The 24955-nt window shown below is 71.8% G+C and carries 22 protein-coding genes, 1 tRNA gene and 2 pseudogenes; 15 read left to right on the plus strand and 10 right to left on the minus strand.

Annotated features, from left to right (window positions below; all coding sequences use genetic code 11):
* Positions 1 to 69: 69 nt before the first annotated feature.
* Positions 70 to 1395 (minus strand): M20/M25/M40 family metallo-hydrolase, encoded by a 1326-nt coding sequence (locus tag AB5J54_RS08755; protein ID WP_369143317.1) that lies wholly within the window; start codon positions 1393 to 1395, stop codon positions 70 to 72.
* A gap of 208 nt (positions 1396 to 1603) precedes the next feature.
* On the opposite strand from AB5J54_RS08755, the gene AB5J54_RS08760 reads away from it, so the two are divergent.
* The 5 genes from AB5J54_RS08760 (at position 1604) to AB5J54_RS08780 (ending at position 7280) form a co-directional block, all read left to right on the plus strand.
* A tRNA-Leu gene (locus tag AB5J54_RS08760) sits at positions 1604 to 1691 on the plus strand.
* Between the two features lie 117 nt (positions 1692 to 1808).
* Entirely contained in the window at positions 1809 to 4304 is a 2496-nt protein-coding gene (locus AB5J54_RS08765) for a hypothetical protein (RefSeq protein ID WP_369143318.1), read from the plus strand.
* Complete coding sequence (locus tag AB5J54_RS08770) at positions 4301 to 5293, plus strand: phosphotransferase family protein (protein ID WP_369143319.1); 993 nt, start codon at positions 4301 to 4303, stop codon at positions 5291 to 5293. The genes AB5J54_RS08765 and AB5J54_RS08770 overlap by 4 nt, the downstream gene beginning before the upstream one ends.
* A 2-nt stretch (positions 5294 to 5295) precedes the next feature.
* On the plus strand, positions 5296 to 6306 hold the full coding sequence (locus tag AB5J54_RS08775) for an aminoglycoside phosphotransferase family protein (RefSeq protein WP_369143320.1): 1011 nt from the start codon (positions 5296 to 5298) through the stop codon (positions 6304 to 6306).
* Positions 6307 to 6353: 47 nt separating this feature from the next.
* Positions 6354 to 7280, plus strand: a complete 927-nt coding sequence (locus tag AB5J54_RS08780) for a pseudouridine synthase (RefSeq protein ID WP_369143321.1) — start codon at positions 6354 to 6356, stop codon at positions 7278 to 7280.
* Here the strand turns inward: AB5J54_RS08780 and AB5J54_RS08785 are convergent.
* The 4 genes from AB5J54_RS08785 to AB5J54_RS08800 form a co-directional block, all read right to left on the minus strand.
* Positions 7264 to 7893, minus strand: coding sequence for an MBL fold metallo-hydrolase (locus tag AB5J54_RS08785; protein WP_369143322.1), 630 nt, complete (start codon positions 7891 to 7893; stop codon positions 7264 to 7266). The genes AB5J54_RS08780 and AB5J54_RS08785 overlap by 17 nt on opposite strands.
* On the minus strand, positions 7893 to 8978 hold the full coding sequence (locus tag AB5J54_RS08790; RefSeq protein ID WP_369143324.1) for an S-(hydroxymethyl)mycothiol dehydrogenase: 1086 nt from the start codon (positions 8976 to 8978) through the stop codon (positions 7893 to 7895). The genes AB5J54_RS08785 and AB5J54_RS08790 overlap by 1 nt, the downstream gene beginning before the upstream one ends.
* Positions 8979 to 9101: 123 nt before the next feature.
* Positions 9102 to 10562 (minus strand): amino acid permease, encoded by a 1461-nt coding sequence (locus tag AB5J54_RS08795; RefSeq protein ID WP_369143325.1) that lies wholly within the window; start codon positions 10560 to 10562, stop codon positions 9102 to 9104.
* A 216-nt stretch (positions 10563 to 10778) separates the two neighbouring features.
* Positions 10779 to 11480 carry a FadR/GntR family transcriptional regulator gene (locus AB5J54_RS08800; protein ID WP_041128413.1) on the minus strand — a complete coding sequence of 234 codons (702 nt, stop codon included), beginning with the start codon at positions 11478 to 11480 and terminating at the stop codon, positions 10779 to 10781.
* A gap of 157 nt (positions 11481 to 11637) precedes the next feature.
* Between AB5J54_RS08800 and AB5J54_RS08805 the strand changes: the two genes are divergently transcribed.
* Together AB5J54_RS08805 and AB5J54_RS08810 are read left to right on the plus strand one after the other, a co-directional pair.
* Positions 11638 to 12162, plus strand: a complete 525-nt coding sequence (locus tag AB5J54_RS08805; protein WP_369143326.1) for a gluconokinase — start codon at positions 11638 to 11640, stop codon at positions 12160 to 12162.
* 58 nt (positions 12163 to 12220) lie between these two features.
* Positions 12221 to 13618, plus strand: a complete 1398-nt coding sequence (locus AB5J54_RS08810) for a GntP family permease (protein WP_369143327.1) — start codon at positions 12221 to 12223, stop codon at positions 13616 to 13618.
* Between the two features lie 53 nt (positions 13619 to 13671).
* Here AB5J54_RS08810 and AB5J54_RS08815 read toward each other — a convergent pair whose 3' ends face one another.
* Positions 13672 to 14556, minus strand: coding sequence for a TIGR03619 family F420-dependent LLM class oxidoreductase (locus AB5J54_RS08815; protein WP_369143328.1), 885 nt, complete (start codon positions 14554 to 14556; stop codon positions 13672 to 13674).
* Between the two features lie 106 nt (positions 14557 to 14662).
* Positions 14663 to 16317 (minus strand): annotated as a pseudogene (locus tag AB5J54_RS08820) (FAD-binding dehydrogenase).
* Positions 16318 to 16411: 94 nt separating this feature from the next.
* Here AB5J54_RS08820 and AB5J54_RS08825 point away from each other — a divergent pair.
* From AB5J54_RS08825 to AB5J54_RS08845, 5 genes are read left to right on the plus strand one after another with little or no spacing between them, the layout of a single operon-like run.
* Positions 16412 to 17050, plus strand: a complete 639-nt coding sequence (locus AB5J54_RS08825) for a TetR/AcrR family transcriptional regulator (RefSeq protein WP_369143329.1) — start codon at positions 16412 to 16414, stop codon at positions 17048 to 17050.
* Between the two features lie 14 nt (positions 17051 to 17064).
* Entirely contained in the window at positions 17065 to 17829 is a 765-nt protein-coding gene (locus tag AB5J54_RS08830) for a glucose 1-dehydrogenase (RefSeq protein ID WP_369143330.1), read from the plus strand.
* Positions 17830 to 17870: 41 nt separating this feature from the next.
* Positions 17871 to 18389, plus strand: a complete 519-nt coding sequence (locus AB5J54_RS08835; protein ID WP_369143332.1) for an NUDIX domain-containing protein — start codon at positions 17871 to 17873, stop codon at positions 18387 to 18389.
* Positions 18390 to 18448: 59 nt separating this feature from the next.
* Positions 18449 to 18844 (plus strand): YidH family protein, encoded by a 396-nt coding sequence (locus AB5J54_RS08840; RefSeq protein WP_369143333.1) that lies wholly within the window; start codon positions 18449 to 18451, stop codon positions 18842 to 18844.
* Entirely contained in the window at positions 18841 to 19158 is a 318-nt protein-coding gene (locus AB5J54_RS08845) for a DUF202 domain-containing protein (RefSeq protein WP_369143334.1), read from the plus strand. Before AB5J54_RS08840 ends, AB5J54_RS08845 begins: the two co-directional genes overlap by 4 nt.
* Positions 19159 to 19170: 12 nt before the next feature.
* On the opposite strand, the gene AB5J54_RS08850 is transcribed toward AB5J54_RS08845, so the two are convergent.
* Together AB5J54_RS08850 and AB5J54_RS08855 are read right to left on the minus strand one after the other, a co-directional pair.
* Positions 19171 to 20100, minus strand: a complete 930-nt coding sequence (locus tag AB5J54_RS08850) for an NADP-dependent oxidoreductase (protein WP_369143335.1) — start codon at positions 20098 to 20100, stop codon at positions 19171 to 19173.
* Positions 20101 to 20159: 59 nt separating this feature from the next.
* A complete protein-coding gene (locus AB5J54_RS08855) occupies positions 20160 to 20795 on the minus strand; it encodes an NADPH-dependent F420 reductase (protein WP_369143336.1) in 636 nt (211 codons plus the stop codon).
* 70 nt (positions 20796 to 20865) lie between these two features.
* Between AB5J54_RS08855 and AB5J54_RS08860 the strand changes: the two genes are divergently transcribed.
* Both AB5J54_RS08860 and AB5J54_RS08865 read left to right on the plus strand, forming a co-directional pair.
* A complete protein-coding gene (locus AB5J54_RS08860; RefSeq protein WP_369143337.1) occupies positions 20866 to 21219 on the plus strand; it encodes a winged helix-turn-helix transcriptional regulator in 354 nt (117 codons plus the stop codon).
* 79 nt (positions 21220 to 21298) lie between these two features.
* Entirely contained in the window at positions 21299 to 22210 is a 912-nt protein-coding gene (locus AB5J54_RS08865; protein ID WP_369143338.1) for an MBL fold metallo-hydrolase, read from the plus strand.
* A gap of 317 nt (positions 22211 to 22527) precedes the next feature.
* On the opposite strand, the pseudogene AB5J54_RS08870 reads toward AB5J54_RS08865, so the two are convergent.
* A pseudogene (locus AB5J54_RS08870) lies at positions 22528 to 23795 on the minus strand (enolase C-terminal domain-like protein).
* Between the two features lie 133 nt (positions 23796 to 23928).
* Between AB5J54_RS08870 and AB5J54_RS08875 the strand changes: the two are divergent.
* Positions 23929 to 24951 (plus strand): phosphotransferase, encoded by a 1023-nt coding sequence (locus tag AB5J54_RS08875; RefSeq protein ID WP_369143339.1) that lies wholly within the window; start codon positions 23929 to 23931, stop codon positions 24949 to 24951.
* Positions 24952 to 24955 lie beyond the last annotated feature (4 nt).

Here is a 24955-nt window from a genome sequence, read left to right on the forward strand (position 1 = left end):
GAATGGTGAGGGCTACGAGCCCCCGAGGGCATTCACTCTTTCCGGTTACATACAAACAGACTGGCGAATTCAGCAGGCGTCGAGGAAACGGTCCAGGACGCGGACGCCGAACTTGAGGCCGTCCACCGGGACCCGCTCGTCCACGCCGTGGAACATGCCGGCGAAGTCGAGCTCGGGCGGCAGCTGGAGCGGGGCGAAGCCGAAGCAGCGGATGCCGAGGTCGTCGAAGGACTTGGCGTCGGTGCCGCCGGAGAGCATGTACGGCACGGCGCGGGCGATCGGGTCCTCGGCGCGCAGCGCCAGCTGCATGGCGTCCACGAGGGCGCCGTCGAAGCTGGTCTCCAGGGCCTTGTCGCCGTGCACGTCCTCGCGCTTCACGCGGGGCCCGAGGATCCGGTCGAGGTCGGCCAGGAACTCCTGCTCGTAGCCGGGCAGGAAACGGCCGTCGACGTGCGCCGTGGCCTGGCCGGGGATCACGTTCACCTTGTAGCCCGCGCCGAGCATGGTGGGGGCGGCCGAGTTGCGGAGGGTGGCGCCGACCATCTTGGCGATGCCGCCGAGCTTGGCGAGGGTGCCGTCCATGTCCTCGGGGTCGAGCGGGGTGCCCAGGGCGTCCGAGAGCTCGTCCAGGAAGGACCGCACGGTCTTGGTGACCCTCACCGGCCACTGGTGGCGGCCGAGGCGGCCTACGGCCTCGCAGAGCTCCGTGATGGCGTTGTCGTCATTGGTCATGGAGCCGTGGCCGGCCGTGCCCTCGACGGTCAGCCGCATCCAGTGCATGCCCTTCTGGGCCGTCTCGACCAGGTAGAGCCGCAGGTTCTCGTTGACGGTGAAGGAGAAGCCGCCGACCTCGCCGATCGCCTCCGTGACCCCGTCGAAGAGGTCGCGGTGCTTGTCGACCAGGTGCCGGGCGCCGTAGGTGCCGCCGGCCTCCTCGTCGGCGAGGAAGGCGAGCACGATGTCGCGCGGGGGCTTGCGGCCGCTGCGCACCCGGTCCCGGACGACCGCGAGGGTCATCGCGTCCATGTCCTTCATGTCGACGGCTCCGCGGCCCCAGACGCAGCCGTCGGCGACCTCGCCGGAGAAGGGGTGGTGGGTCCAGTCCTCGGCGTTGGCCGGGACGACGTCGGTGTGGCCGTGGATGAGCAGGGCCGGCCGCGACGGGTCCTCGCCCTCGATCCGGGCGACGGTGGAGGCCCGCCCCTTGTGCGACTCGATGATCTTCGGCTCGAGTCCGACCTCCGCGAGCTTCTCGGCGACGTACTCGGCCGCCGCCCGCTCCCCCGGACCGGAGTGGTCGCCGTAGTTGCTGGTGTCGATGCGGATGAGGTCACGACAGAGGTCCACCACCTCGTCCTCGCCGCTGACGCTCCGGGTCGTGTTCGACTCGCTCACGCTGCTTCCTCCCACTACGTGCCCCACATGATTCCTCGTGATCCCCCCATCCTCCCGCGTGGCCCCCTCACCGCCCAAGGGCGCCGCGGGGCCCGACACGCCGCTGTCACATGCCGGGGGCCGAGCGGGGGTGGTGATCGACCCCCTCAGATCTTTGCTATTGTTCTGTTCGTCGGAAGGGCCGAGCGCCCCGAACGGCAGACACCTTGTCCGGGTGGCGGAATGGCAGACGCGCTAGCTTGAGGTGCTAGTGCCCTTTATCGGGCGTGGGGGTTCAAGTCCCCCCTCGGACACCAGCGAGAGACCCCAGTTCATCTGGGGTCTCTCTGTGTATGTACTCCCTGTCGGTCGTCGGTCGATGCCGATAGCCTTTTCCCTCGCTTGCGCACAGCGACGTCGGGGGGACATCGGACATGCCCATCAGACCGCAGTACCGGAGGGTGTCGGCGCTGCAGCGCCAGTTCTTCAACCGGGAAAGCATTCTCACCGCGTACGACGAGGAGCTGCGGACGGTGGACGACGCCCCGCGCATCCTCAACGTCGTCGGCGTCGGGGGAATCGGCAAGTCGCGGCTCCTGCAGGAGTTACGCAACCGTACGCCCGGGGAGTACCGGACCGCGCGCCTCGATCTGCAGCTGCCGGCCATGCGGCAGCAGGAGGACGCGCTCGCGGTCCTCAGGATGGAGCTCGGAGCCCAAGGCGTTCGGTTCGACCGCTTCGACATCGCCTACGCCGTCCTCTGGCAGCGGGTCCACCCACAGCTGCAGCTCAACGCGAAGAACACACCCTTCGCCGAGGAGAGCGAGATCCTCTCGAAGATCCTCGACGACGCCATGGGCATTCCCGTCTTCGGAACGGCTGCCGGGCTGGTCCGACTGACCGGGCGCGCGATCAAGAACCGCCAGCGCCGTCAGCGGATCGAGGCCGACCCCACACTGAACGAGCTCGACAGCCTATGCACCGCGGAACTGGGACACGCCGTCGCCTACCTCTTCGCGGAGGACCTGCGGGCGGCGGAGCAGCCGTACGTCGTGTACGTGGACGCGTACGAGGCGCTCGTGCCGACGCCGCTCCCCCTCGGCCGGAGCTTCGGGTCGGACGCCTGGCTGCGGGATCTGCTCGGCCAGCTCCAGGGCGGACTCACTGTCCTCGCCAGCCGGGAACCCTTGCGCTGGGCCGCCTACGACCGTGACTGGGAGACGGTGATCCGGCGGGCGGATGTGGACGGGCTCCCCATGGCGGCCAGGCTCGACCTGCTCACCCAGGCGGGGATCACCGAGATCCCCCGCCAGCGGTCCATCGCCGAGGCCAGTGCGGGCGTTCCCTTCTATCTCCACCTCGCCGTCGACACCCATCTGCAGAACCCGGCCCGGCCGGAGCTCGCCGGAACCTCCGAGGAGATCGTCCAGCGCTTCCTGCAGCACGTCGCCCCCGACGAGGTGCGGATCCTCGAGCTGCTCAGCGTGGCGCGGACCTTCGACTTCGGTGTGTTCCAGGCTGTCGGACGGGCCTTCGACCTGCCCGCGAACCTCCTGATCTGGGAGTCGCTCACGGCGTACTCCTTCGCGTACCGGCTCAGCGAGGGCTGGTACCGGCTGCACCAGCTCATGATCGGGGCGCTGCGGCGTCACCTCTCGCCGGCGGTGAAGCGTGGCGTCCACGCCACGCTCCGCGCCCATTGGGAAGGCATGGCGGAGCGGATGGAGGGCAGCGAGCGGAACACGTCCGGCATGGTCCGGCTGTCACCGCTGCGCGAGGCGGCGTTCCACGGGCTGCATGCCGCCGACATCTCACCCGCACAGATCCAGAGGTACGCCGACCGCGCGGTCGCGCTGAGCGGCAGGCAGGCCGTGGACGGCATGGTCAAGGACCTGCGCGACCATCTGGCCTCGCGGGAGGCAGGTTCGGACGACGGCGTCGCCGCCGGGCTGAGCGACGCGGCGGACTGTCTCGAGGCAGAGGCGAAGCTGGAGCGCGGCGACGCGGCGGGCGCGATCGCGCTCACCCCGCGTCCGGACCGGCCCGTCCACTCGCTCGTCGCCGCACGGCTCGCTCTCGCCGGCGCCAACGCCCGGCGGATCGCGGGCGAGAGCGACGAGGCGGCGGCGATCTTCGAGCGCGTCTGGACGGAGCACGAGGGCGAGGCGCGGCCGGCGGCCGGGTACTGCGTCGCCGACATCCGCATGTGGCAGGGGGACTTCGCTGGGGCCTTCTCGTTGTCGCGCGAGGTGTACGGGATCACCGCTCCCGAGCACCGGGTGATCCGAGGGGACCTCAAGCGCCTGATGCACCTCGGTCACCGCTTCCTCATGGACTTCGAGAGTTCGGCGCGGCTCATGGAGGAGGCGGAGGCGGAGTACCGGGCGGCGAACGCGGTGGTCGGGCTTGCCAACATCCGAACCAATCGCGCGGAGCTGTACGCCTTCACCGATCCGGCAGCCGCGGTCGAGGAGGCGTCGGCCGCACTGGAGGTGCAGCGCGACCTGGGGGCGCAGCACGAACTCGGCAAGGCGTACACGGCGATGGCCATGGCGCAGACCCGGCTCGGGCAGTACGACCGGGCCGCGACCTCGTTCCTCAACGCCAACGAGGCGCTCGATCGGGCGGGTTACCGCTCGGGGAGGGCCCGGGCCGACATGTTCCGCGCGTTCCTGACGCTGCGCCAGGGGGACCGGGAGACGACACGTGAGCTGCTCGTCCACGCGGCCCGGGAGTTCCTGGCGTGCCAGGTGTATCCCTCGCTGATCCTGGCGATCCACCGGGCCGCCGAGCGACTGGACCTGAACGAGCCGGAGCTGGCCGCGGCGGCCGACCGGGCGCGGCCTGCGGTGCGCCCGCTCGGCCCGCTGGGCGACCTGCAGCGCCGTACGGACGCCGTCCTGTCGATGTTCATGGAGGTGACCGCGTGAACTGGTTGGAGCTGTACGGGCAGGCCCAGGCATCGGGCGAGGCCGCGGCGGGCTACTACAACCGCAATGTCGGGGTGCGGACCGCCGAGGGGAAGGTGAACGTCCGCATCCCGCTCGCGGCGGCGGACACGATGGACGTCCGGATCTGGGACGAGGAGGACGTCCTGGACTGCATCCGGCCCTACGTCAGCCGGGCTCCGCAGCTGCGGCACGTCTCCCTGGATCCCCGGTTCCAGGTGCACCACTTCATCGAGGGGCGGGTGCTCGACAGCTTCAGTCCCCGGGGCAGCAGTGTTCCCGAGCATGTGATCGACGACGTCGTCGGGGTGATGGAGCAGCTGGTCCGCATTCCTCCGGAGAAGGCTCCCCCCTTGCCCGTCGACTGGCCCGAGTCCGGCGACGGTGCCGGCTTCGGCCGGCTGCTCGCCCGGCTGACGCAGCAGGTCCACGACACCCATCGTGACGAGTACGCGGCGGTCTTCGCGGACTTCGGCGTGCCGGAGGAACCGCTGGCGGTCCTCGAGCCGCTCTGGGACGGACTTGTCTCGCGTCCCTTCGCCGTGCTCCATGCGGACCTGCACCGCAAGAACATGATCGTCTCCGACGGCACGACCTGGTTCCTCGACTGGGAGCTCGCGCTGTGGGGGGACCCGCTCTACGAGATCGGCATCCACTTCCACAAGATGGACTACCCGGCCGGGCAGCGCGCGGAGGTCCTTCGCCGCTGGCGGGACCGGCTTCCCGTCTCGGCGACGGTGGGGCCCGAGGCGGACCTCGATCTGTATCTCGCCCACGAGCGCGTCAAGTCGGCGATCGTCGACACGGTCCGGTACTCGAAGCAACTCGTCGGGGCGCCATCCGCGGTCGTGGAGTTCCTCACGCATCGTCTCGCGAAGAAACTCAATGTCGCCCGCCCGGTCTGGGGGGCGGCCCCGGACATGACGCCGGAGCGGGTCACTCGGACGCTGGCGCCGTGGGTAGAAGGCTAGGCATGGACGCCACAGCGCTGTACGCAGAGGCACGCGACCGCGAGGACTCCCTCGCCGGCTTCTACCACCGCAACGTACGCATCGAGACGGGCTCGGGACCGGTCCTGGTGCGGATTCCCGGCCCCGGTTCCGAACCGATGGACCTCACCCTCTGGCCGGAGCCCGCCGTGCTGGAGGCGATCCACCCGTACGTCTCCCAGGCGCCCCGGCTCCTCCACGCCGACCCGGACCACCGGTTCCAGATCCACGAGTACGTACCGGGCCGCAGGGTCGACGACGTGGCGCAGGACGGGAAGCCGCTGCCCGACGTGGTCCTCGACGGCGTGGAGCGGCTCTTCGGCGAGATGACCCGCGTGGCCTCCTCCGCGCTGCCCGCTGTGCCCGACGACTGGCCCGCCGACGGCGACACGGCCGGGTTCGCCGGCCGCCTCCTGCGCCTGGTCGGCGAGATCCGGGGGCGGGGGGACGCCGCCGTTCTCGCTCTCTACGAGGCGCTCGGCGTACCGGTCGACCCGGGTGCGCGGCTGGCGGAGCGCGCGAGCCGGGAACTCGTCGAGCGGCCGTTCCGGCTCCTGCACGCGGACGTCCACCGCAAGAACATGATTCTCACCGAGGAGCCGCGGGTGGCCTTCCTCGACTGGGAGCTGGCCCTGTGGGGCGATCCCGTGTACGACCTGGCGGACCACCTGCACAAGATGGCGTACACGGCGGCGGACCGGCATCGGACGTGCCTCGGCTGGGAGCGGGCCGTTCCCTTCGAGTGCCGGACGGACTGGCAGTCGGGTCTGGCCTTCTATCTCGCCTACGAGGAGATGAAGTCGGCGGTCGTGGACACGGTCCGGTGGGGCCGTCGCATCGCCGAGGCACCTGCGCCGGAGGAGCGTCGGCGGCTGGCGCGGGAGCTCCGGGCGAAGCTGGTCGCCGCGCACCCGCACTGGGAGGGCGGCGCACCGCCTTCCGTGGCGGAGACCGAGGAAGCCGCTCTGACCTGCCTCGCCCCGGCCCCGGAGTGACGACGGGCGCTTCGCCACCCTGCTGAGGGGCTGGTTACCGTGGGTCTGTGAGAAGGAGAAACAGAGCGCCGGTCGCGCCCCTCCCCCAGCGGTACGGGATCGATCCCGTGCGGGTGCGGTTGCCTGAGGGGGTCGGTGCGGGGTGGGTGACCGTGCGGGATTTTCTGGTCGAGCGGTACGGGGGTGCCGTCGGGGTCGGGCGGGTCGAGGGGATGGTGCGGGAGGGGCGGTTCGTCGGGGTCGACGGGCCGGTTCGGGGGGACGAGCCGTATGTCGCCGGGCGGTATCTCTGGTTCCACCGGGACTTTCCCGCCGAGACGCCCGTGCCCTTCGAGGTCGGGGTCGTCCACCGGGACGAGCGGATCGTGGTGGCCGACAAGCCGCATTTTCTGGCGACCATGCCTCGGGGGCGGCATGTGACGGAGACCGCGCTCGCGCGGTTGCGGCGTGATCTGGGGCTGCCGTTCCTCCAGCCGGCGCACCGGCTGGACCGGCTGACGGCCGGGCTCGTGCTGTTCGTGGTGCGGCCGGAGGACCGGGGGGCGTACCAGACGCTGTTCCGGGACCGGCTCGTGCGCAAGGAGTACGAGGCGGTCGCTCCGTACGATCCGGCCGTCGAGCTGCCCGTCACCGTGCGCAGCCGGATCGAGAAGGAGCGTGGGGTGATGGCCGCCCGGGAGGTGCCGGGTGAGCCGAATGCCGAGAGTCGGGTGGAGCTGGTGCGGCACGCGGGTGGGGTGGGGTGGTACCGGCTCGTGCCCGTGACCGGGCGGACCCATCAGCTGCGGGTGCACATGAACGGGCTCGGGCTGCCCATTCTCGGCGATCCCGTGTATCCCGTGGTCCGTGAGGACGGGCCGGAGGACTTCTCGCGTCCGCTGCAACTGCTCGCTCGGACGCTGGAGTTCACCGACCCGTTCACGGGTGGGGCGAGGGCCTTCGAGAGTCCCTCCGTTCTCAGTGGCCCCTCTTGATCCATTCCTCCAGGTGCGGGGCCTCCGCGCCGATCGTCGTCGGGTCGCCGTGGCCCGTGCGGACCACCGTCTCGGGCGGCAGGGTGAGGAGCTTCTCGCGGATCGAGTCGACGATCGTCGGGAAGTCCGAGTAGGACCGGCCGGTCGCGCCGGGGCCGCCCTGGAAGAGGGTGTCGCCGGTGAAGACGGTGCCCAGGTCGGGGGCGTACAGGGAGACCGCGCCGGGGGCGTGGCCCGGGGTGTGGAGGACCTTGAGGTCCGTGCCCGCGATGGTGAGGACCTGGCCGTCGGCGAGGTCTCCGTCCGGGGTGTGGTCCGGGTGGGTGAGCTTCCACAGCGGCTGGTCGGCCGGGTGGAGCAGGATGCGGGCGCCGGTGGCGGCCGCGAGGGCCGGGGCGGCGTCGATGTGGTCGTCGTGGGCGTGGGTGCAGACGATGGCGCGCAGGGCGCGGCCGTCGAGCGCGGCGAGGATCGCCGCGGCGTCGTGGGCGGCGTCGATGACGAGGGCCTCGGTGTCGTCGCCGACGATCCAGACGTTGTTGTCGACGTCCCAGGTGCCGCCGTCGAGGCTGAAGGTGCCGGAGGTGACCAGGTGGTCGATGCGGGCGGCCATCAGAGGACCACCACCGAGCGGAGGACGTCGCCCTCGTGCATGCGCGCGAAGGCCTTCTCGACGTCGCCGAGGCCGATGGTCTCGGTGACGAAGGCGGCGAGGTCGATGCGGCCCTGCTGGTGCAGGTCGATGAGCATCGGGAAGTCGCGGGACGGCAGGCAGTCCCCGTACCAGGAGGACTTGAGCGCGCCGCCGCGGCCGAAGACGTCGAGGAGGGGGAGTTCCAGCTTCATCTCGGGGCTGGGGACGCCTACCAGGACGACCGTGCCGGCGAGGTCGCGGGCGTAGAAGGCCTGCTCGTACGTCTCCGGGCGGCCGACGGCCTCGATGACGACGTCGGCGCCGAAGCCGCCGGTGAGCTCGCGGATCGCCTCGACGGGGTCCGTGGACCGGGAGTTGACCGTGTGGGTGGCGCCCATCTCCTGCGCCTTGGCCAGTTTCCGGTCGTCGATGTCCACGGCGATGATCTTCGCGGCTCCGGCGAGGCGGGAGCCGACGACCGCCGCGTCGCCGACGCCGCCGCAGCCGATGACGGCGACGGTGTCGCCGCGGCCGACGTCGCCGGTGTTGATGGCGGCGCCGATGCCGGCCATCACGCCGCAGCCGAGGAGGCCCGCGACCTCGGGGGCGACGGCCGGGTCGACCTTGGTGCACTGGCCGGCGGCGACGAGGGTCTTCTCGGCGAAGGCGCCGATGCCGAGGGCCGGGGAGAGCTCCGTGCCGTCGAGGAGCGTCATCTTCTGCTTGGCGTTGTGGGTGGCGAAGCAGTACCAGGGGCGGCCGCGGGTGCAGGCGCGGCAGGTGCCGCAGACGGCACGCCAGTTGAGGATCACGAAGTCGCCGGGGGTGACGTCGGTGACGCCCTCGCCGACGGACTCGACGATTCCGGCGGCCTCGTGGCCGAGCAGGAAGGGGAACTCGTCGTTGATCGCGCCCTGCTTGTAGTGGAGATCGGTGTGACAGACGCCGCAGGCCTGGATCTTCACGACGGCCTCGCCGGGGCCGGGGTCGGGGATGACGATCGTCTCGACCCGTACCGGTTCGTTCTTGCCGGGGGCGATGACCCCCTGGACGTGCTGCGGCATCGCGAACTTCCTTTTCTCCGAACGGATCTTGTAAGGCTCTTGCGTACCACTATCTCCTGACAAAAGGCGAGACCCCCGCAGGCCGTGCCTGTGGGGGTCCCGCCGTCTCCCGTGGGGGGAGTCTCAGCCCTGCTGGGCCGCGGCGGTCTCGCGGACCCGGCGGCGGACCAGGAACCAGCCGCCGGTGAGCGCGGCCGCGATGAGCGGCAGACAGTTCACGGTGGTGCGGCCGACGCCGCCGTCCATCCACATCAGGACGAGGACGGAGGCGAGGAAGCCCAGGGTGATGATCTGGGTGTACGGGGCCCAGGGCAGCCGGTACGCGGGCCGGACGACCTTGCCCTGCTCGGCGCGGCGCACGAAGAGCAGCGAGCAGACCATGATCATCGCCCAGGTGCCGATGATGCCGATGGAGGCGAAGTTGAGGACGAGCTCGAAGGCCTCGCCCGGCATCAGGAAGTTGAGGACGACACCGGCGATGCCGAAGCCCGCGGTGAGCAGGATGCCGCCGTAGGGGACACCGCCCTTGTTCATGACGCCGGTGAACTTGGGCGCGGAGCCGGACAGCGACATCGAGCGCAGGATGCGGCCGGTGGAGTAGAGGCCCGAGTTGAGGCTGGAGAGCGCGGCGGTGAGGACGACGAGGTTCATCACGCCGGCGGCGCCGGGGATGCCGAGCTTGTCGAAGACGGTGACGAACGGGCTCTGGTCGCCGGTGTACGCGGTGTACGGGAGGATCAGCGCGAGCAGCACGACCGAGCCGACGTAGAACAGACCGACGCGCCACATGATCGAGTTGATCGCCTTCGGCATGATCTTCTCGGGGTTCTCGGTCTCACCGGCGGCGACGCCGCACAGCTCGACGGAGGCGTAGGCGAAGACGACGCCCTGGATGAGCAGCAGCATCGGCATGACGCCGTTGGGGAAGATGCCGCCGTTCTCGGTGATGTTGTGCAGGCCGGGGGTGTGGCCGCCGACGTCGTGCGAGGTGACGACGAGGAAGATGCCGACGAGCATGAAGGCGACCAGGGCGGCGACCTTGATGATCGCGAACCAGAACTCCATCTCGCCGAAGTACTTCACGGAGATGAGGTTGGCGGCGAGGACGACCGCGAGGGCGATCAGCGCGAGGACCCACTGCGGGATGTCGCTGAACATGGCCCAGAAGTGCGCGTAGGTGGCGGCCGCGGTGATGTCGGCGACGGCGGTGGTCGACCAGTTGAGGAAGTAGAGCCAGCCGGCCGTGTAGGCGCCCTTCTCGCCCATGAACTCACGGGCGTACGAGACGAAGGCGCCGGAGGACGGGCGGTAGAGCACGAGCTCGCCGAGCGCGCGCACGACGAAGAAGGCGAAGAGGCCGCAGACCGCGTACGCGATGAAGAGCGACGGTCCGGCGTTGTGCATGCGGCCGCCGGCGCCCAGGAAGAGGCCGGTGCCGATGGCGCCGCCGATGGCGATCATGTTGATGTGCCGGGACTTGAGGTCCTTGCGGTATCCGGCGTCGCCTGCGTCGACGTGGGGGGCGGCGGCCGGGTTCGCCGGAGCGGCGGACAGCGGCTCGGCCGCGGTGACGCGGTCAGTCATGGAGTTGTTCGCCTTCGTGAGGGGGGAGCTGTGCGGGCCCGGCCGTACCTGGCGGGGGGTGTCCCCATGAAGGGGAGGTGTCCCCGGCACGGCCAGCGGACATCCTCACGGCAACGACGCCGACTGACTGTGGCGCATATCACTGAAAGCCCGTATTTGAGCTAGTTCAGAGCTTTACGGGGGTCTTACCCGAAAGTAACGGGGGTTTACGGCCACTCACGGCGCGAGGACGTCCAGTTCCTGGAGCGCGCCGACCGCGATCTGACGGGTGAGCTCCTCGGCGCGGGCCGCGTCCCGCTCCCGTACGGCCTCGGCGACCTGGACGTGGAGGGTGACGGCGGCCGGGTCGGGGTCCTCGAACATCACGTGGTGGTGGGTGCGGCCGGTGAGGACCTCGGCGACGACGTCGCCGAGGCGGGCGAACATCTCGTTGCCGGAGGCGTTGAGCACGACCCGGTGGAAGGCGATGTCGTGGACGAGGTACTCCTCCAGGCGGCGGCCGCGCGAGGTGGCGACCATGCCGAGGGCCTGCTCGGTGAGCTCGCGGCACTGTTCGGGAGTGGCGTTCAGGGCGGCCAGGCCCGCGGCGACCGGTTCGACGGCCGAGCGGAGCACGGTGAGCGAGCGGAGCTGGCGGGGGCGGTCCGCGCCGGCGAGCCGCCAGCGGATGACCTGGGGGTCGTACACGTTCCAGCTGGCCGTGGGGAGCACGGTCACGCCGACGCGGCGGCGGGACTCGACGAGGTGCATGGACTCCAGGACCCGGACGACCTCGCGGACGACGGTCCGGGAGACGTCGAAGCGCTGGGCGAGCTCGTCGGTGCGCAGCACGGTGCCCGGCGGGTACTCCCCGGCGGTGATCGCGAGGCCCAGGGTGGCCAGGACGTGTGAGTGGAGCCCCTGAGCCGGTGTCGTCATGACGATCAGCCTATGCGCGCGGGCGTGTGTGATCACACCCGGGAATGAAAAGTACGACTTTTTTGTCACAGTCTCTTGAATACGTCGTACCCAATGGGTTTCATGAGCGCGACGGATTCACCGAATCGATGTCGAAGAAGACAGCGAGGCACCCCCCATGAGCACCACCCCCCTCTCCGCTCCCCCGGTCGTCGTCGTGATGGGCGTCGCCGGGACCGGCAAGACCACCATCGGTCCGCTGGTCGCGGAGGCGCTCGGTCTGCCGTACGCCGAGGGCGACGACTTCCACCCGGCGGCCAACGTCGCCAAGATGTCGGCCGGCATCCCGCTGGACGACACGGACCGGGGGCCGTGGCTCGACGCCATCGGGGAGTGGGCGCACGGCCGGGCCGGGCTCGGCGGGGTCGTGAGCAGCTCCGCGCTCAAGAGGATCTACCGGGACCGGCTGCGTGCCGCCGCGCCCGGGGTCGTCTTCCTGCATCTGACCGGTGACCGGGAGCTGATCGAGGGCCGGATGGCCGCACGCAAGGGCCATTTCATGCCCACCGCGCTCCTCGACTCCCAGTTCGCCACCCTGCAGCCCTTGCAGGAGGACGAGGCCGGCGTCGCCGTCGACGTCTCCGGCACCCCGGAGGAGATCACCGCCCGCGCCGTCGCCGCCCTGCGCGGCCTGGCCGGCTGATCCTCCCCCGTCACCCCGCACCCCCGTCCCCCTTCCTGCCCGTACGAAGGACACCACCGTGACCAGTCTCAGCGTCGAGATCCTGGCAGCGGACGCCGCCGAACCGATCACCTCGGCAGGCAACGCCCAGCTCGGGATCGCCGTGCTCGCCGGCATCGCCGTCATCGTCCTGCTCATCACCAAGTTCAAGCTGCACGCGTTCCTGGCGCTGACCATCGGGTCGCTGGCGCTCGGCGCGTTCGCGGGTGCCCCGCTCGCGGACACCATCAAGTCGTTCAGCACCGGGCTCGGCAACACCGTGGCCGGTGTGGGCGTGCTCATCGCGCTCGGCGCGATCCTCGGCAAGCTGCTCGCCGACTCCGGCGGCGCCGACCAGATCGTGGACACCATCCTGGCGAAGACCGGCAAGAAGGCCATGCCGTGGGCGATGGTCCTGATCGCCTCCGTGATCGGTCTGCCGCTCTTCTTCGAGGTCGGCATCGTGCTGCTGATCCCGGTGGTGCTCATGGTCGCCAAGCGCGGCAACTACTCGCTGATGCGGATCGGCATCCCGGCCCTGGCCGGCCTGTCCGTGATGCACGGCCTCATCCCGCCGCACCCCGGCCCGCTCGTCGCGATCGACGCGGTCGGCGCCAACCTGGGCGTGACCCTCGCGCTCGGCCTGGTCGTCGCCATCCCCACCGTGATCATCGCCGGTCCGCTCTTCTCCAAGTACGCCGCGCGCTGGGTGGACATCCAGGCGCCCGAGAAGATGATCCCGACCCGGCCGTCCGAGGACCTGGAGAAGCGCCCGGGCTTCGGCGCCACCGTCGCGACCATCCTGCTCCCCGTCGTCCTGATGCTGGTCAAGGCGCTCGTCGACATCGTGATCGACGACCCCGAGAACGGCGTGCAGAAGGTCACCGACGTCATCGGCTCCCCGCTGATCGCCCTGCTCACGGCCGTCATAGTCGGCATGTTCACCCTGGGCCGCGCGGCCGGCTTCACCAAGGAGCGGCTGAACTCGACCGTCGAGAAGTCCCTCGCTCCGATCGCCGGCATCCTGCTGATCGTCGGCGCGGGCGGCGGCTTCAAGCAGACCCTGATCGACATCGGCGTCGGCCAGATGATCCTCGACTTCTCGAAGAGCTGGTCGATCCCGGCCCTGCTGCTCGCCTGGCTGATCGCGGTCGCGATCCGGCTCGCGACCGGCTCGGCCACGGTGGCGACGATCTCGGCGGCCGGCCTGGTGGCCCCGCTCGCCGAGGGCATGTCGACCGGTGAGGTCTCGCTCCTCGTCCTCGCCATCGGTGCCGGTTCGCTCTTCTTCAGCCACGTCAACGACGCCGGGTTCTGGCTGGTGAAGGAGTACTTCGGCATGAACGTCGGACAGACGATCAAGACCTGGTCGGTGATGGAGACGATCATCTCGGTCGTCGGCATCGTGTTCGTGCTGCTGCTGTCGCTGGTGCTGTAGCCCGTCTCGTACGCACGGAGGGGCCCCGGATGTCCGGGGCCCCTCCGTCGTGTTCAGCCCCGCAGCAGGCCGAGGACCTTGATCCCGAGTTCCAGGGCCTCGCCGGGCGAGTCGACCGACTGCTGCAGGTCGACGAAGCAGCCGTCGGCGCCGGTGTCCCGGACGCCCGCGAGGACCGTGGCGATCGCGTCGGCCGTGGCGCCGGGGGCGGGGTTGTGGCGGATCTCCCGGCGCAGCGCCCCCGGGTCCCGGCCCGCCTCCTCGGCCGCGCGCCGGGCCACGTCCCACAGGCCCTCGGCCGCCCCCGGCGGCAGCACGGCGCCGACCCAGCCCGCGGCCCGGCGGCCGACCCGGCGCAGCGCGGCCGGGCTGAAGCCGCCGAGGTAGACGGGCGGTCCGGCCGGCTGGACCGGGCGCAGGCCCACGTACGAGACGGGGATCGTCCAGTGCGGGCCCTCGTGGCCGAACTCCTCCTGGGTCCAGAAGCCGTGGAGGACGTCGAGCAGCTCGTCGAGGAGCGCGCCGCGCCGGCCGAAGTCGGCGCCGACGGCGGTGTACTCGTCCCGCAGCCAGCCGATGCCGAGACCGACGTCGAGCCGTCCGCCGCTCACCTGGTCGAGCGAGGTCAGGGAGCGGGCGAGCAGGGCCGGCGGGTACCAGGGGCCGTTGAGGGTGCTCATGCCGAGCCGGGCACGGGAGGTGGCGCCGGCGGCGACGGTGAGCACGGTCAGCGGGTCGAGGAAGGTCTTGTACTGGTGGGGGTACGGGTTCTCCGGGGTGTGCCCCGGATAGAGGTCACTGGGGGCGACCGGGGTCAGGGCGCGGTCGCCGACCCAGAACGAGTCGAACCCGGCGTCCTCGGCGTCCCGCGCGAAGGCCGCGATGCGGTCGGCGCGGGCGTGGGTGCCGTACTGGGGCAGTGCGATGCCTATCTCCATGACCTCATCCTGGGCCGGGGGGCCTCCCGCGACACGAAGGTCTCGGCGTGTGACCCGTACCACAGGACGGGCGTCGGCCCCCGCACCTCGGGCCGGACGGGGTCCGTCAGCTCACCGCCTTCGCCGCCGCCCGGCCCGCCGCGCGGCCCGAGAAGACGCAGCCGCCGAGGAAGGTGCCTTCGAGGGAGCGGTAGCCGTGGACTCCGCCGCCGCCGAAGCCGGCCGCCTCGCCCGCCGCGTACACGCCCTCCAGGGGCTCGCCGCCCTCCGTCAGGACGCGGGAGTCGAGGTCGGTCTCCAGGCCGCCGAGGGACTTGCGGGTGAGGATGTTGAGGCGTACGGCGATCAGCGGGCCCGCCTTCGGGTCGAGGATGCGGTGCGGGGACGCCGTACGGATCAGCTTGTCGCCCAGGTACTTGCGGGCGCCCCGGATCGCCGTGACCTGGAGGTCCTTGGTGAAGGGGTTGGCGATCTCGCGGTCCCGGGCGGTGATCTCGCGGCGCAGGGGGCCTCGTCGATCAGGGGTTCGTCGGTGAGCGCGTTCATGCCGCGGACGAGGGCGGAGAGGTCGTTCTCGACGACGAAGTCGACGCCGTGGTCCATGAAGGCCCGCACGGGGGCCGGCACGTCGGCGCGGGCGCGGCCGAGGACGTCGCGGACGGACTTGCCGGTGAGGTCGGGGTTCTGTTCGGAGCCGGAGAGCGCGAACTCCTTGCCGATGATGCGCTTGTCGAGGACGAACCAGGTGTGGTCGTGGCCGGTCCGCATGATGTGTTCGAGGGTGCCCAGGGTGTCGAAGCCGGGGAAGAGCGGGACGGGGAGCCGCTTGCCGGTGGCGTCGAGCCAGAGGCTGGACGGGCCGGGCAGGATGCGGATGCCGTGGCGGGCCCAGATGGGGTTCCAGTTCTCGATGCCCTCGGTGTAGTGCCACATCCGGTCGCGGTTGATGTGGTGGGCACCGGCCTTCTCGGCGATGCCGAGCATCAGTCCGTCGACGTGGGCGGGGACGCCGGAGAGCAGCTTGGCGGGCGGGGTGCCGAGCCGGGCGGGCCACTGCGCGCGGACGAGGTCGTGGTTGCCGCCGATGCCGCCGGAGGTGACGATCACGGCCTGGGCCCGCAGTTCGAAGGAGCCCGTGACCTCGCGGCTCGACGCGGTGCCGCGGGCGGCGGTGGAGGGGGCCAGGATCTCGCCGGAGACCGTGTCGACGGCTCCGGCCGTGCGGCCGAGGCCGGTGACGCGGTGGCGGAAGCGGAGGTCGACGAGGCCGCGGGCGGCGCCCTCGCGGACCTTGCGCTCGAAGGGGGCGACGAGGCCGGGTCCGGTGCCCCAGGTGATGTGGAAGCGGGGTACGGAGTTGCCGTGGCCGTTGGCGTCGTAGCCGCCGCGCTCGGCCCAGCCGACGACGGGGAAGAAGCGCACCCCGCGCGCGTGGAGCCAGGCGCGCTTCTCTCCGGCGGCGAAGTCCACGTAGGCCTCGGCCCACTTCCTCGGCCAGTGGTCCTCGGTGCGGTCGAAGCCCGCGGTGCCGAACCAGTCCTGGAGGGCGAGGGCGTGGCTGTCCTTGACGCGCATCCTGCGCTGCTCGGGCGAGTCGACGAGGAACAGGCCGCCGAAGGACCAGTGGGCCTGGCCGCCGAGGGACTGCTCGGGTTCCTGGTCGAGGAGGATCACGGTGCGGCCGGCGTCGACCAGCTCGGCGGTGGCGACGAGGCCGGCGAGGCCCGCCCCGATCACGATCACATCAGCGTCGTAGGACATGGATCGCATCTTGGATACACGGATGTATCGAGTCAACCGTCCGAGCCCTCCCTCGGCCTTTCCGTTTTCTAATGTCGAGCATTAATATGGAGGTATGGCGAGGACGTCGGGACCCGAGACCCGGGAGAAACTGATCCGCGCGGCGGAGGAGCTCTTCGCCGCACAGGGCGTCGACGGCGCACAGCTGCGGGACGTCGTGGCGCTGGCCGGACAGGCCAACCCCTCGGCGGTGCAGTACCACTTCGGCTCGCGCGCCGGACTGCTCGACGCGGTCATGGCCGGCCGCCAGGCCCGTACGGAACAGGTGCTCGCGCCCCTCCTCGACGACACGGAGGACGACCTGAGACGACTGATCGCCGCACTCGTCACCGCCGAGGCCAGCGAGCTGCGCACGGACCGGGGCCGCCGCTGCCTGCGGATCTCCGCGCAGCTCAGCCACGAGAGCGGCGTCCGCACCCGCACCCCCCACCCCACGCTCGCCGGCACCGTCTACTGGCGCCTGATCGAGCGGATCGCGGACCGCCTCGCCGCGGGAGGGCTCCCCGAGCCGCTGCTCCTGGAGCGCCTCGACCTGGCGCTGACCGTGGTCGGCGCGGCCATGGCGGACCGGGCACGGCAGTACCTCGACGGCAGCGAGCCGCTCACGGACGAGCCCCTGTTCCTCGCCGATCTCGTCGAGACCACCACCGCGCTTCTCCGGGCCGCACAGCCCCGGAGCGTCCGAACCCGCTGAAAGGGACCTCTCTCATGAACGACCTCACCGGCAAGACCGTGCTCATCACCGGCGGCGCCCGCGGCCTGGGCGCCGAGGCCGCCAGGCTGGCCGTGGCCTCCGGCGCGAACGTCGTGATCACCGACGTCCTCGACGAGGACGGCAAGGCCACGGCCGAGGCGCTCGGCGAGCGGGCCCGGTTCTTCCACCACGACGTGACCTCCGAGGAGGAGTGGGCGGCGGCCGTCGCCTTCGCGGTGGCGGAGTTCGGCGGGCTGCACGGTCTGGTGAACAACGCCGGCATCTCCACCGGCGCGTTCCTGGAGACCGAGTCCGTCGAGCACTTCCGCAAGGTCCTCGACATCAACCTGACGGGCGTCTTCATCGGCATGAAGGCCGCGATACCCGCCATGAAGGAGGCCGGCGGCGGCTCGATCGTCAACATCTCCTCGGCCGCGGGCCTGATGGGCCTGGCCCTGACCGCCGGGTACGGCGCCTCGAAGTGGGGCGTGCGCGGCCTGACGAAGATCGGCGCGGTGGAGCTCGGCACGGCGAAGATCCGGGTGAACTCCGTCCACCCCGGCATGACCTACACCCCGATGACGGCCTCCGTCGGCATCGAGCGCGGCGAGGGCAAGTACCCGAACACGCCGATGGGCCGGGTCGGCGAGGCCGACGAGATCGCGGGCGCGGTCGTCTTCCTGCTCTCGGACGCCGCCTCGTACGTGACGGGTGCGGAGCTCGCCGTCGACGGCGGCTGGACGACCGGTCCGACGGTCAAGTACGTCATGGGGCAGTGAGGCCCGTCCCGTGCCTCGTGCGGCGGTGATTTCATGGGCGCATGAGCGCTGAAGAGATCGTGGACGTCGTCGACGACAACGACCGGGTGATCGGTCAGGCCCGGCGCGGTGAGGTGCACGCGCGGGGCCTGACCCATCGCTGCGTCTTCATCCGGGTCCGGGACGCCGAGGGCCGGACCTTCGTCCACCGCAGGACGCCGACGAAGCTGTCGTACCCCTCCCTGTACGACATGTTCGTCGGCGGTGTCGTCGGCGCGGGCGAGTCCTACGACGAGGCCGCGCTGCGCGAGGCCGAGGAGGAGCTCGGGGTCTCCGGACTGCCCCGGCCCGAGCCGGTCCTGACGTTCCTGTTCGACTCGGACGGGGACGGGAAGTGGTGGTCCGCGGTCTACGAGGTCCGCTGCGACCTGCCGGTCGACCCGCAGGTGGAGGAGGTCGCCTGGCACACCTTCCTGACGGACGGGGAGCTGGAGGAACGTCTCGGCACCTGGGAGTGGGTGCCGGACGGCCTCGCCGCGTACGAGAGGCTGCGGGCCCGGAGCGGGCACACGGCGGGCTGACGGCCCGGCGCGGGAGGCGCTGCCCGGCGGGCCGATCATCCGACCGTTAGGGTGCACGCGTGAGCGAATTCGTGCAGAGCCTGCGGCTGTGGTTCGCGCCGCAGCGGATCCGGGACGAGGGCGAGACCCCCGACTACCGCTTCTCCCTCGCCAACGAGCGGACCTTCCTCGCCTGGATCCGGACCGCGCTCGCCCTCGTCGGCGGTGGCTTCGCCGTCGACCAGTTCCTGCCGGACCTGCGCTGGGGCGTGCGCGTCGGGCTCGCGCTCGCGCTGCTCGCCGCCGGCGTGCTGTGCGCCCTGCGGGCGGTCAACCACTGGGTGCGCTGCGAGCGGGCGATGCGGCGCGGCGAGGACCTTCCCACCTCCCGGTTCCCCGCGGTGCTCAGCCTCGCGGTGGCCGCGGTGGCGCTCGCGATGGTGGTGCTCGTCGTCTTCGGCTGGGCCGGGCGGTGAGCGCGGCCGCCGAGACCCGGGATCCGGGACTCCAGCCGGAGCGGACCCGGCTCGCGTGGCGGCGTACGACCCTGTCGTGCACGGTCGTCGCGGTCCTCGCCGTGAAGCTGACCGTCAGCGACGAGATCACGGCGAAGGAGCTGACCGGGCTCGCGCTGTCGTCCCTGGTGTGGGTCGCGTTCCTGGCCGTGGCCCACCGGCGGATCCGTTCCCTGGGCGCGGCCCGGCCGCTCCCGCTCTCCCACCGGGGCGCGCTGCTCGCGGCCCTGTGCACGATCGCGCTCGCCGTCTTCGGCGCGGCGGTGATCTGGTGAGGCGCGACGGTCCTACGGGACGGTCACCACGACCTTGCCGTTGAGGCCGCCCGCCGCGTTGGCGCGCTGGGCCTCGGCCGCCTGTTCCAGCGGGAACGACCTGGCCACCCGTACGGTGAGGACGCCCGCGTCGGCCAGGTCGGCGAGGGCTGCGAGGTCGGCGGCGTCGGGGCGGGTCCAGAAGTAGGTGCCGCCGAGGGCGAGGACCTCGCCGTCGGCGATCGACGCCAGGCGGGCGTGCGGGGCGAGGAGCCGGGCGGAGAGCTCCAGGAACGGGCCGCCGATGGTGTCGAGGACGGCGTCCACGCCCAGCGGGGCGAGGGCGCGGACCTGGTCGGTGAAGGTCTCCTCGTCGTAGCGGACGGGGTCGGCGCCGAGCTCCGCGACCCGCTCAAGGCCCGCGTCCCTGGCCGCGCCGATGACCCGGCAGCCGAGGTGGCGGGCGATCTGCACGGCCATCGAGCCGACCCCGCCGGCCGCCGCGTGGACGAGGACGGTCTCCCCGGGCCGTACCGCGAGGGGCCGGTGGAGCGCCTGGTACGCGGTGAGGCCGGCGAGCGGGAGGGCCGCGGCCTCCTCGAAGTCGAAGGTGCGGGGCTTGCGGGCGAGGGTGCGGACGGGCGCGGCGACGTACTCGGCGAAGGTGCCGCGCGAGAGGAAGTCCTCGCGGACGTACCCCATGACCTCGTCGCCCACGGCGAACTCGGGGACGGAGAGGCCGAGCCGCACGACGACACCGGAGACGTCCCAGCCGGGGACGACCGGGAAGACCGCGTCCATCATGCCGTCGAGGTATCCGGCCTGGCACTTCCAGTCGACCGGGTTGACGGCGGCCGCCCGCACCTCGATCAGGACCGCGTCCGGTCCGATCTTGGGCTCGGGCAGCTCGCCGTACTCCAGGACCTCGGGGCCGCCGTACCGGCTGTAGCTGATCGCCTTCATACCCCGACCCTCGGTGCGTACGGACCGGCCCGCAAGCCGGGGCGACGGTCGCCCCCCCGTCAGCCGCCGAGCGCCGCCGGCGGCGGGAGCATGGCGCGCGGGTCACGGCCCGAGGTCCAGAGGCCGATGAGGAAGGCCGTCGTCGCCTCCAGGAGGTCCGCGTGGGCCAGCGGGCCGGCGACGAAGGGGGCGCAGCCCAGGTCGGCGGCGAGGGCCGAGACGAGCGAGAGCGCCTCCTCGTCGTCCCCGCAGAGCGGGACGGCGACCGGTCCGTCCGCGAAGACGGGCGGGGTACGGCTCCACACCGCCGGCGTCACGTGGTTGAAGGCCTTCACCACCCGGGCGCCCGTCGCCGCGGCGAGCGTGCGGGCGGCGCCGGGGCCCTCGCCGGTGGTGAGGACCGGGCCCGGACCGACCGCGTTGGTGCAGTCGATCAGGATCCGCCCGCCGAACGAGCCGACGGGGCCCGTCGCTTCGAGGGCCGGCAGGACCGCGTCGTACGGCAGGGCCAGAAGGGTCGCCTCCCCGAAGCGGGCCGCTTCGGCGAGGGTGCCCGGCCGGGCCCCGGTGCTCGCGGCGAGCGCGGCGGTCCGCTCCGCGTCCCGGCCGCCGACGAGCACCTCGTGGCCCGCCCTGGCCCATCCTCCGCCGAGCGCCCGCGCCATCTCTCCCGAACCCAGTACTCCCACCCGCATGGGGCGTCCTCCCTCACGTAGCGTTGTGCGTGCCGTCATGAACGACCGTAGACAGGGGGCGACTTACCGAATGGTTACCGACCGGGTCCTCGCGGACTGCCGGGCGCGGCTCGGCTTTGACCTGCTCGCGAACACCTGGAACGGGGTCGTCCTGTACGCGCTCGCGGAGGGGCCGCGCCGGCCCGGCGAGCTGCGGACGGCGATCGGCGGGATCAGCGCGAAGGTGCTGACGGAGACGCTGCGGCGCCTGGAGGGGTACGCGCTGGTGGAACGGCGGGCGTACGAGGAGACACCGCCGCGGGTGGAGTACGCGCTGACCGCGCTGGGGCGTTCGCTGCTGGGGCCGATCGAGGCGCTCGGGCGGTGGTCGGCGGAGTACGGGGACGCGTTCGTGGCGGCGCAGGGCTGGGAGGGGGAGGAGTGACTGGTTCCGGGTTTTCAGTGGTGGGTGGCGGCTGGCACTCTTCCCCTGTCCAGTCGGGCTCTCATCCGGGGGAATCCCTTTGTCTGCCACCGATCCCTATGTGGTCACGCTCGCTCCGCGGGTACACGCCTTCGTCCAGCCCGACGGCGGCTGGTGCCTGAACAACGCCGGGTTCCTCGGCGACGCGGGCGAGTCGCTGCTCGTCGACACCGCCGCCACCGAGCGCCGGGCCCTGCTGCTGCGCGAGGCGGTGCTCGCCGAGGGGCTGCCGCTGCCGCGGACCATCGTCTCCACCCACCACCACGGCGACCACACCTACGGCAACGGGGTGTTCCGCCCCGAGGCGCGGATCGTGGGCCACGAGAACTGCCGGGCCGAGCAGCTCGCTGCCGGGCACCAGCTCCATCTGCTGTGGCCGCAGACCGACTTCGGGCGGGTCGACATCCTGCCGCCGTCCCTCACGTACAGCGAGCGGCTCACCCTGTACGTCGGCGGGATCGAGGTGCGCGTGCTGCACCCGGGCGCCGCGCACACCACCGGCGACTCGATCGTCCATCTCCCCGAGCAGGGCGTCGTCTTCACCGGTGACCTGGTCTTCCACGGCGGGACGCCGTTCCTGCCGATGGGTTCGCTCGCCGGTTCGCTGCGCGCGCTCGACCTGCTGCGGTCCCTCGACGCGCCGACCGTGGTGCCGGGGCACGGGCGGGTCACCGACCCCTCGGCGTACGACACCACGGAGCGGTACCTGCGCTGGGTGGCGGAGCTGGCCGCCGACGGGTACGCGAAGGGGGCGACGCCACTGGAGACGGCTCGGGCGGCGGACCTCGGCGAGTTCGCCGCGTGGCGGGAGAGCGAGCGGCTGGTGGCGAACCTGCACCGGGCGTACGCGGAACTGGAGGGCCTGCCGGAGGGGTCGCCGCTGGATCCGGTGGCGGTGTTCGGTGACATGGCGGCGATGAACGGCGGGGTACCGGTGGCGTGCCACGCGTAACGGTCGCCCCGTTGTGGGCATGAGTTCGGCCGGGTCGGTGCCCACCCGCACAGACGGCGCCCCCCCGTTGTGGGCAGGCGTTCCGCAAGGGGCGGAACGGGTGGGCACAACGGACGGCGCCCCTGCCGGCGCCCGAGGCTTCCGCGCCCTGACCCGCACCACGCGTGCGCCGTCCAGGGTGGTGCGGGCACAGGCGCGGAACGCGGAGGCGCCGCGAGAGGGCGCCGTCCCGTGTGCCCACCCGTCCCGCCCTGCGGGACGATTGCCCACACGGGGGTGGGCGGGGGGCGCCGCCCACACGGCAGCGGGCGCGGGTGCTACCAGTGGCCCGGGGTCCAGGTGGGGTCGGCCGTCCGCATCGCCGCCCTGTCGTCCCGGTCCCGGTGCGTCCCGTCGTCCTCCCGCCACCGCCGGTGCAGAGCCGACAGGGCCCCCCGGTCCAGTTCGACGCCGAGTCCCGGCGCGTCGGAGACCCGGAGCCGGCCCTCGCGGAAGACCGGGCGGACCGTGATCACGTCCTCCGTCTGCCACGGGTAGTGGGTGTCGCAGGCGTGGTGGAGCCCCGGCAGGGTCGCCGCGACCTGGGTCATCGCGGCGAGGCTGATGCCCAGGTGGGTGTTGGAGTGCATGGAGAGCCCGACCCCGTACGTCCGGCAGAGCGCGGCCAGTTCGCGGGTGCGGTGGAGTCCGCCCCAGTAGTGGTGGTCGCAGAGGACGATCCGTACCGCCCCCTTGGCGAAGGCCTCCGGGACCTCGTCGAAGGTGGTCACGCACATGTTGGTGGCGAGCGGGACGTCCGTGCCGGCGGCGACCGCCGCCATCGCCGCCGTGCCGCTCGCCGGGTCCTCCAGGTACTCCAGGACGTCCTTGAGCTCGCGCGCGACGGCGAGCGAGGTCTCCACGGACCAGGCCCCGTTGGGGTCGAGGCGGAGCGGACGGCCGGGGAACTCGTGCGCGAGGGCCCGGATCGCGGCGATCTCCCGCTCGGGTTCGTACACCCCGCCCTTGAGCTTGAAGGAGCGGAAGCCGTACTCACGGTCGAAGCGGCGCGCCTGGGCGACGATGCCGGCCGGGTCGAGGGCCGCGCCCCACGCGTCCGTACCGGCCCATTTGTAGAAGAGGTACGCGCTGTACTCGACCTCGTCGCGGACCTTGCCGCCGAGGAGGGCGTGGACGGGCAGGCCGAGGGTCTTGCCGAGCGCGTCGAGGCAGGCGGTCTCGAAGGCGGAGACGACGGAGAGGCGGAGCTTCTCGGCCGTACGGACCCCGCGCAGGCCGCTCGCGTCGACCCCCTCGTCCGTGTCGGGGTCCGGCACGTCTCCGGTCTCCGCCGCCAGGGCGAAGAGGCTGTTCACATCCGTGATCGAGCGGCCCGGGAGCGCCTCGGCCAGCGGTCGGGCGGTGTCCAGATGGACCGTGTCGCCGTACGTCTCGCCGAGGCCGGTGACCCCCCTCCCTTCGTGACCACTTCCACGACGAGTCGGGGCGTGTAGGGCTGATGGACGCCCTGGGTGTTGAGGAGGGGCGGGTCGGAGATGAGGATCGGGGTCAGCCGGACTTCGTCGACGATCAGCTTCGCATCCATATGTGAACTGTATTCAGGGATGCAATCCGGAGCCAGAGCGTGAACGACGGTGCTTTCCCGCACCCCCTGGACGACATACCGACTGGTCGGTCATCATGAACGCCGACCGAAGCCGATCCGGAGGTACGCACGCATGAGCTCCGCCCCGCCGCCAGGACTCGACCCCGAGCAGCTGCGCCGATTCCTCGACCGCGAGCGGCCCGGCCTCGTGTCCGGCCCCCTCGAAGCCCGGCTGATCGAGGGCGGCCGGTCGAACCTGACGTACGTCGTGAGCGACGGCACCGGCCGCTGGGTGGTCCGCCGGCCCCCGCTCGGCCACGTCCTGGCCACCGCCCACGACATGCGGCGCGAGCACCGCGTCATCAGCGCCCTGGCCGGGACGGGCGTGCCCGTCCCGGGGACCGTGCTGCTCTGCGAGGACGAGTCCGTGCTCGGCGCGCCGTTCTACGTCATGGAGTTCGTCGACGGGACCCCGTACCGCTCGGCCCGTCAGCTCGCCCCGCTCGGCCCCGAGCGCACCCGCGCGGCCGTCCTCGGCCTCGTCGACACGCTCGTCGACCTGCACGCCGTCGACCCGGAGGCGGTCGGCCTCGGCGACTTCGGGCGCCCGGAGGGCTTCCTCGACCGGCAGCTGCGGCGCTGGGGCAAGCAGCTGGACGCCTCGCGCGGCCGCGAGCTGCCCGGCATCGACGAGCTGCACTCGGCCCTCGGGCGCGCGCTGCCCGTCTCGCCCGCGCCGACCGTGATCCACGGCGACTACCGGCTGGACAACGTCCTCGTCGGCGAGGACGACCGGATCCGGGCCGTGCTCGACTGGGAGATGTCGACGCTCGGTGATCCACTCACCGACCTCGGCCTCCTCGCCATGTACAGCACCCCGCTCGACGTGGCGGACTCCCCCGTGTCCACGACCGCCACGGCCGCCGGGCACCCGAGCGTCGCCGAGCTGGTCGAGCGGTACGCCGCCCGCTCGGGCCGCGACACCTCCGGGCTCGCCTGGTACACGGCGTTCGCCTGGTTCAAGCTCGCCGTGATCCTGGAGGGCATCCACTACCGCTGGACCCTCGGACAGACGGTCGGCGCCGGCTTCGACCGCATCGGCGAACTCGTCCCCGTCTTCATCGACCACGGCCTGACCACCCTTCAGAAGGGCTGACCCC

It is taken from the genome of Streptomyces sp. R44 (assembly GCF_041053105.1).
Taxonomy (GTDB): domain Bacteria; phylum Actinomycetota; class Actinomycetes; order Streptomycetales; family Streptomycetaceae; genus Streptomyces.